Here is a 7,270-nt window from a genome sequence, read left to right on the forward strand (position 1 = left end):
ACATACCGGGCACCGCCTCCCCCTTCCCTTCGGAGGACAGAATGACTTCCCCTGCCACCCAAGACTTCACCGCCGAGTTTCGTGATGTGATGGCCAGTGTGTGCACCCCGGTCACCGTGGTGACCGCGCTCGACGGTGCCCGCCCTCACGGCACCACTGTGAGCGCCTTCGCTTCGCTGTCGGTCAGCCCTCCGATGGTCCTGGTCGCCCTCGATCGCGGCTCCGACCTGCTCGCCGCAGTGCGTGAGTACGGCAGGTTCGGAATCAATGTCCTCGGCCGTGGTCATAGCGACCTTGCCCTGACCTTCGCCCGAAAGGGCACCGACAAGTTCGACGGCATCGGATGGACGTTGTCCGAAGGTGTACCCCGCATCGACGGCGTACCCGGATGGGTCGCCTGCAGTGTCGCCGAGCTGGTCGACGGCGGTGACCACGTCGTGGTTCTCGGGCATGTCGAGCACGCCGATCGGACAGACCAGCCGCCGCTGACGTATCACCGGCGCACATTCGGCACCCACAGCGCAGGACAGGAGTAACGCCATGCCGCGGACCCCCGCCCAGGATGTCGAGCTTGCGGTCGAAGCCCTCGCGGCCGGCGGCATCGTCGTTGTCGTGGACGATGCCGACCGTGAGAACGAAGGCGACCTCGTTGCTGCCGCCTCGACGATGACCACCGAACAGATGGCGTTCATCGTTCGGCACACCACCGGCATCATCTGCGCACCGATGACAGGCCACCGCGCGGACGCGCTCGATCTACCGCTCATGGTCGAACACAACACAGACGCGCACGGCACCGCCTTCACCGTCACCGTCGATCACATGTCCACCGGTACCGGCGTCAGCGCCGAAGACCGGGCCGCGACCGTTCGCGCCCTCGCCTCCGATACGACGGCGCCCGCCGACCTGCGACGGCCGGGCCATATCTTTCCGCTGCGCGCCCGAGAAGGTGGTGTCCTGGCCCGTGCAGGCCACACCGAGGCGACCGTCGACCTGCTTCGGCTCGCCGGGGTCGGTGACGTGGGGGTGATCGGCGAGATCGTCGCCGAGGACGGGTCGATGCGACGCGGTACCGATCTGATCGAGTTCGCCCGTGAGCACAGTCTGCCGATGCTGCGCATCGCCGACCTGGTCCGGTATCGCACCGCGACCGAACCCTTCGTGGAACTCGTCGCCGAATCGACCATGCCCACCGAATTCGGCCAATTTCGGGCGGTGGCCTTCCGTTCGATCCTCGATGGGACCGAGCACCTCGCACTGGTCATGGGGGACGTGGCAGCCGCCGGACGCACGCAGGACGGCGTGTTGGTTCGGGTACACAGTGAATGCCTCACCGGTGACATCCTCGGATCCCTGCGCTGCGACTGTGGCGCCCAACTCGAACGAGCGCTCGCCGAGATCGCCCGCGAAGAATGCGGAGTGCTGGTGTACCTCCGGGGCCACGAAGGTCGCGGAATTGGACTCGCCCACAAAATCCGCGCCTACTCACTGCAGGAGCAAGGACTTGACACCGTCGACGCCAACCGCGCGCTGGGTCTACCCGACGACTCGCGGAGCTACGGAGTGGGTGCTCGCATCCTTGCCGACCTCGGCGTCCGTCGGATGCGGCTGATCACCAACAATCCGAGCAAACTCGGTGGGCTGGAAGGCTATTCAATCGACATTGTCAGCAGAGTGTCACTCCCCACCGCCGTTACCGCGCACAACGTACGGTATCTACGCACGAAGCAGGCAAGGATGGGCCACGAACTCGACACCGAGGTTCGTGATGTGATCGCCACCTGAGATGGCGGTAGATTGTGATTCTCGACAACACCGAGGGGCAGCGATCGACCCGCGGAAGTGAGGACAAGGCATGGCAGTGGCGCCGAGCACGGATACCGCGATGAGCAGGCCGCATCCTGACGTGGCCGCAGAGACGATGCCTTCCCCGACCGGTCGGCCACGCGAACGCGACGTCATCACCGCTTTCGCCGAGATCACCGGTGAGGCCATCGGCGATGCCGATCTCGAACAGTTGCTGCGCTCGGTATGCGTAAAACTCTGCAGTGTGACCGGGGTGTCACGCTCGTCGCTCTACCTCAAGAAGCCTGGTGGCCGCTTCCGCGGTGCCGCTGGTCACTGCTCCGACGAAGGAGACATCACCGAGGCCGTCAAACGACAGGAGTCGGGCGTCGCTGGCGACCGGTTCAGTCGGGAGGTCATCGAAACCGGACGGCCCGTACTCATCAATGACGTCGCAAACGATCCGCGGCCACACCGGCGCACCATGGAGCACTGGCAGGTCCGCGCCATGCTGGGCGTCCCACTGGTGTTCGACGGTGAGGTCATCGGACTGCTCTTCGTCGACAACAAGGACCGCGAGCACGTCTACACCCAAGAAGACATCGAGATCGCTGAGATGTTCGCGCAACTGAGCGCTCTCTTCATCAGCCAAGCGATGCTCAACGTCCGCCTGCGCAGTCAGGCATCGGAAATCGCCCGCAGCCGCAACACACTTGCGTACCTGGCCGACGTGCACCGCAAACTCACAAATGCCGTTCTCGAAGGCGCCGACATCCGTAGCATCGTGACACTGCTCAGTGAGTTGTCTGCCAAACCCGTCGTGCTCTACGACGAGGACTTCCGGGTACTCGCCTGGGCCGCCCCTCCTGCACTCGGCCTCGATCGTCCCCCGGTGATCTCGGATCAGATCCGCGCCATGCCGTCGGTCAAGGCAGAACTCGCTGCGCTGAGTCCGGAACGCCCATCCGCAGTGGTCCCACTGACCCTGTCCGTGGGGCTCGGTCGCCGACACCTGATGTGCCGCCTCGTGATCGAAGGAAAACCCAGCGGCTACCTAGGCATCGTCGAAGTGGGCAGGTCGCTCGAAACTGTCGATACCAATCTCGCCGAACATGGAGCGACTGTACTGTCTCTGCAGATCCTGTCCGAACGTCGGCAGATCGAAACACAAGGGCAGGCCCGGGACGACTATCTGTCCGACCTCCTGCGCAATACCCGCGACAAGGAACACCTGCTGCGCCGGGGCCCACAGTTCGGAATAGATCTGACCCACCCCCACGTGATGGTCCGGTTCGCGCTCTCGGCAAATCTCCGAATGACGGCGTCGGCAGCACAGCGACTCGTCACGCGCAGGTTTCGGGAGATCCTCGGCATCGACGAACCGGCGGCCGTCAAGCTGCCGGGGAGCATCATCGTGCTCGTGCCATTACCCGACGGCGGATCGGCCGAGGAACTGTCCCGCCTGCGTGATCAGGTGTCCCTCGCACGGGCATCCCTGCAACCCGAACTGGCAACTTCGGTCACCGTCATCTCGGGGATCTGCCGTGAGGTCACAGACTTTCCGCAGGCGGCGCGTGAGATGCGGGAGGTCGCCGATATCGCGCATTCGTTCGAATGGTCCGAGGGTGTCCTCGATGTCACCGAACTCGGCTTGTTCCGGGTCGTCGTCAGCTCTGGCCGCGTCAAGGAAGCTGTCCGCTTCGCCCACGAGTACGTCCACGCTGTCCGTACCGCCGACGACGGGGTGCTCCTCGAAACCTGGAGAGCCTTCGTCTCGGCCGAAGGCCGCGTGCAAGGCGCGTCCGTCACACTCGATGTGCACGAGAACACGGTGCGGTACCGAATGGGCAAGATCAAGGAACTGACCGGCCTGGACCCGACCAGCCTCGACGTGTTGCTCTCGGCACGCCTGGCCTTCCAGATCCTCGATTTCGCAGCCCGCTGACCGGTATCCATACGCGCCCGGCGAGCATTGTAGGAGTCTACAACCTCGCTCGAAAGATGCAGTGCCACCGAAAGACACGGTCGATACGTTCTAATCATGCAGACCGACACCACAGACAACGACCTCCTCGGAGTCGATCTCAACGCCGTGCGGGACTGGATGGACGCTCAGTGCCTCGGTACCGGCGATCTCACCGCAGTCGCACCCATCGGAGGCGGAACCCAGAACATCATGCTCGGCTTCGAACGCTCCGAGACCCAATACGTCCTACGTCGAGGACCGAAACATCTGCGCCCGCACTCGAATCGGATGATGTCACGAGAGATGACACTGCTTCGGGCACTGTCCGATACCCTCGTCCCCCACCCTACGTTCGTCGCCGGGTGCGAGGACACTGCCGTACTGGGTGCGGTGTTCTACCTGATGCACGCTGTGGATGGCTACAACGCCGGCGAATGCCTCTCCCCTGCCCACACCGCAGACCGCAAGCTTCGGTATCGCATGGGCCTGGAAATGATCGACGCACTGACCGAACTCGGCCGGATCGACCACACCGCGATCGGACTGACCGACTTCGGCCGACCGGAAGGCTTCCTCGAACGTCAAGTCGGCCGGTGGAACAGCGAACTGGAGTCGTACACGCTCCTGCCCGGCTACTCCACAGTGCTGCTTCCCGGCGTCGATCGGATCGCGTCGTGGCTGGACGACAATCGCCCCCACAATTGGACACCGGGCATTCTGCACGGCGACTACCACGTCTCCAACATCATGTTCGACCGAAACGAACCGACAGTTACGGCGATCGTCGACTGGGAGATGGCCACCATCGGTGACCCGTTGCTGGACCTGGGATGGATCTTCGCGATGTGGCCCGACACCGACGGCGGCGCCGACCTGCTGGAAAGCAGCCTCGCTTCGGCCGGCGGCCTTCCCACCCGTGCGGAGCTACTCAGCCGATACGCCGCGAACACCGATCGCGATCTGCATGCCATCGACTGGTACACCGCCCTCGCCGGATTCAAGCTAGGCATCATCCTCGAAGGCACCTACGCCCGTGCCTGCTCCGGGCAGGCCTCCACTGAGGTGGGCGATCGCCTCCACAGGTACGCGCTCCAACTGTTCGACCGCACCCTTCGTCTTCTTTGACCGACCCCCGATCGCCCGATCCGCCAACCGCACACCGCACACCGCACACCGGAGGTACGAAACATGTCATGGGACTTTTCCACCGAGCCCGAGTTCCAGCAGAAGCTTGACTGGATGACCGCATTCGTGCGTGAGGAGATCCACCCGCTCGAAACTCTCGAGCTGACGTGGCCGCAGCTGCTGAAGGCGATCACTCCCTTGCAGCGGGAGGTCAAAGCCCAGCAACTGTGGGCTGCACACCTCGATCCCGAACTGGGCGGCCAGGGATACGGCCAGGTCAAGCTCGGCCTGATGCACGAAATCCTCGGTTCCTCTCCACTCGGTCCACTCGTGTTCGGTTGCCAGGCACCGGACTCCGGCAACGCCGAGATCCTCGCCGCAGTGGGCACCGACGAGCAGAAGCGCCGCTGGCTCGACCCACTCCTGGCGGGCGAGAAGTACTCGGCCTTCGCACTCACCGAACCCGACAACGCCGGCGCCGACCCGACGAACCTTCAGACCACCGCCGTAAGGGACGGCGACAGCTGGGTCCTCAACGGACACAAGTGGTTCATCAGCAACGCATCGACCGCCGATTTCGTCATCGTTGTCGCCGTCACCGACCCCGACGCCGAGCGGCACCGCCGCGCTTCGCAGTTCATCATCCCGATCGATGCACCCGGCCTCGAAGTAGTGCGCGATATCGCATCTATGGAGAACCCGGCACCTCGGGAGAACACCTACGGCTCGCACTGCGAGGTCGTGCTGCGGGATGTGCGTGTGGGCGCCGATGGCCTGCTCGGCATTCCCGGTGACGGATTCCTGATCTCCCAGAAGCGGCTCGGGCCTGGCCGAATCCACCACTGCATGCGGTGGATCGGCCAATCCAACCGCGCCTTCGACATGATGTGCGAACGCGCCACGTACCGCTTCGCGCACGGCAGCGTCCTCGGTGAGAAGCAGACCATTCGCAACTGGATCGCCGACTCCGCCGCCGAGATGCAGGCTCTACGTCTGATGACACTGCAGGCAGCGTGGGTGATCGACACTCAGGGAACCAAGGCTGCTCGCAAGGAAATCGCGATGATCAAGTACTTCGGTGCGAAGATCCTGCACGACATCATCGACCGGTCCATCCAGGCCCACGGTTCGCTGGGGTTCAGCTCGGATCTTCCCCTGGACTTCATGTACCGGGCGGCCCGCGCGGCCCGCCTCTACGACGGTCCGGACGAGGTGCACCGCGACACCGTCGCCAAGCTCGTCCTCCGTGGCTACGAAGCACCGGCGAACCGGGTCCCGACCGAGCACGTGCCCACCCGTCGTCGCGCGGCGCAGGATCGATACGCCGAAGTGTTCGACGAGGTGCTTGCCTCGGTCTGACACGAATCGAACTTCCGACTGATCAGCCCGCAGCACTCTTAGGTCGACTATAGAAATCGGTCCGAGTAGCGCTCATTCACCGGACACGCGTTTGTCAGCGGCTGCGGCGACAGGCCATCGCGTTGGCCGACGGCGGTACCCGGCTCACCGTCTCCAACGAGCAGGCCTCAGGCCCTGTCAGGGTCGGGCCTGTCGGTGACGATGTCCCGCTGCCAGGTGGTGGTCGTGCAAAGGACGACCGCGCTGCCCTTCGTCGAGCGACTCGGGCGCGGGGACTGCGTTCCCCTCGTCGATCACAGTCATCTCCGCGAACCCACCCGACGACATAGGGACTGCGGAAGACCTTTAGCAGCAACTTTTCAGCACGGAAGTCCACCTCGGCGCCGATGCCGCCACCTCCGCCGGAACCGACGGCAACCTTGCGTGAAAGCCTCACCGCGATGCCTCTCGAGCGACGCGACTCTGGTTCACATCCTGCTAGAATTGAAGCTGACGTCAGCTTCAATCGCCAAGGGAGATCCATGACCGACACCACCACTGCCCGTCCCGTCAGCCCGAAGACGTTCAACCAGCTCACCGAGCTGATCGGAAGAGAACTCGGCCCCACCGAGTGGCACGACGTCACGCAGGAGCGAGTGAACGCGTTTGCCGACGCGACCGGGGATCATCAATGGATTCATGTCGATCCGGCTCGTGCTGTGGCGACCGATCTCGGTGGCACCATCGCGCACGGGCTCTACAGCCTCTCTCTCGGGCCGGCGCTCTCCGCGGAACTCATCCGCTTCGACGGCTTTGCGCACAGCCTCAACTACGGATACGAGAAGGTGCGTTTCCCAGCGCCCGTTCCCGTCGGGTCACGGATTCGCCTGCGCGCCACCGTAGCATCGGCCGAACTGGTCCCCGGCGGAATTCAGGTCACCACGAACCATGTAGTGGAGCGTGAAGGCTCCCCCAAGCCTGTCGTCGTCGCCGTATCCATCGCGCGGGTTGTCGAGCAGTCCTGACCGAACATTCCAGGCTCGCCGCCGACATTGT

Annotated in this window: 6 protein-coding genes; all 6 read left to right on the forward strand. The window is 64.1% G+C overall.

Annotated elements, in window-relative coordinates; translation table 11 throughout:
- Positions 1 to 41 precede the first annotated feature (41 nt).
- The 6 genes from Q7514_RS23200 (at position 42) to Q7514_RS23225 (ending at position 7,239) form a co-directional block, all read left to right on the forward strand.
- Positions 42 to 536, forward strand: a complete 495-nt coding sequence (locus Q7514_RS23200) for a flavin reductase family protein (protein WP_330135614.1) — start codon at positions 42 to 44, stop codon at positions 534 to 536.
- A 4-nt stretch (positions 537 to 540) separates the two neighbouring features.
- Positions 541 to 1,785: a bifunctional 3,4-dihydroxy-2-butanone-4-phosphate synthase/GTP cyclohydrolase II gene (locus tag Q7514_RS23205; protein ID WP_330135615.1), complete on the forward strand. Its 1,245-nt coding sequence runs from the start codon at positions 541 to 543 to the stop codon at positions 1,783 to 1,785.
- Positions 1,786 to 1,855: 70 nt separating this feature from the next.
- Positions 1,856 to 3,730, forward strand: a complete 1,875-nt coding sequence (locus Q7514_RS23210; RefSeq protein WP_330135616.1) for a GAF domain-containing protein — start codon at positions 1,856 to 1,858, stop codon at positions 3,728 to 3,730.
- A gap of 96 nt (positions 3,731 to 3,826) precedes the next feature.
- The gene (locus Q7514_RS23215; protein WP_330135617.1) at positions 3,827 to 4,876 is read left to right on the forward strand and encodes a phosphotransferase family protein; all 1,050 of its coding nucleotides are present in this window, start codon (positions 3,827 to 3,829) and stop codon (positions 4,874 to 4,876) included.
- A gap of 63 nt (positions 4,877 to 4,939) precedes the next feature.
- On the forward strand, positions 4,940 to 6,235 hold the full coding sequence (locus Q7514_RS23220; RefSeq protein ID WP_330135618.1) for an acyl-CoA dehydrogenase family protein: 1,296 nt from the start codon (positions 4,940 to 4,942) through the stop codon (positions 6,233 to 6,235).
- A 521-nt stretch (positions 6,236 to 6,756) separates the two neighbouring features.
- The gene (locus Q7514_RS23225) at positions 6,757 to 7,239 is read left to right on the forward strand and encodes a MaoC family dehydratase (protein ID WP_330135619.1); all 483 of its coding nucleotides are present in this window, start codon (positions 6,757 to 6,759) and stop codon (positions 7,237 to 7,239) included.
- The last annotated feature ends 31 nt before the right edge of the window (positions 7,240 to 7,270 follow it).

Source organism: Rhodococcus artemisiae (assembly GCF_036327795.1).
GTDB classification, from domain to species: domain Bacteria; phylum Actinomycetota; class Actinomycetes; order Mycobacteriales; family Mycobacteriaceae; genus Rhodococcus; species Rhodococcus artemisiae.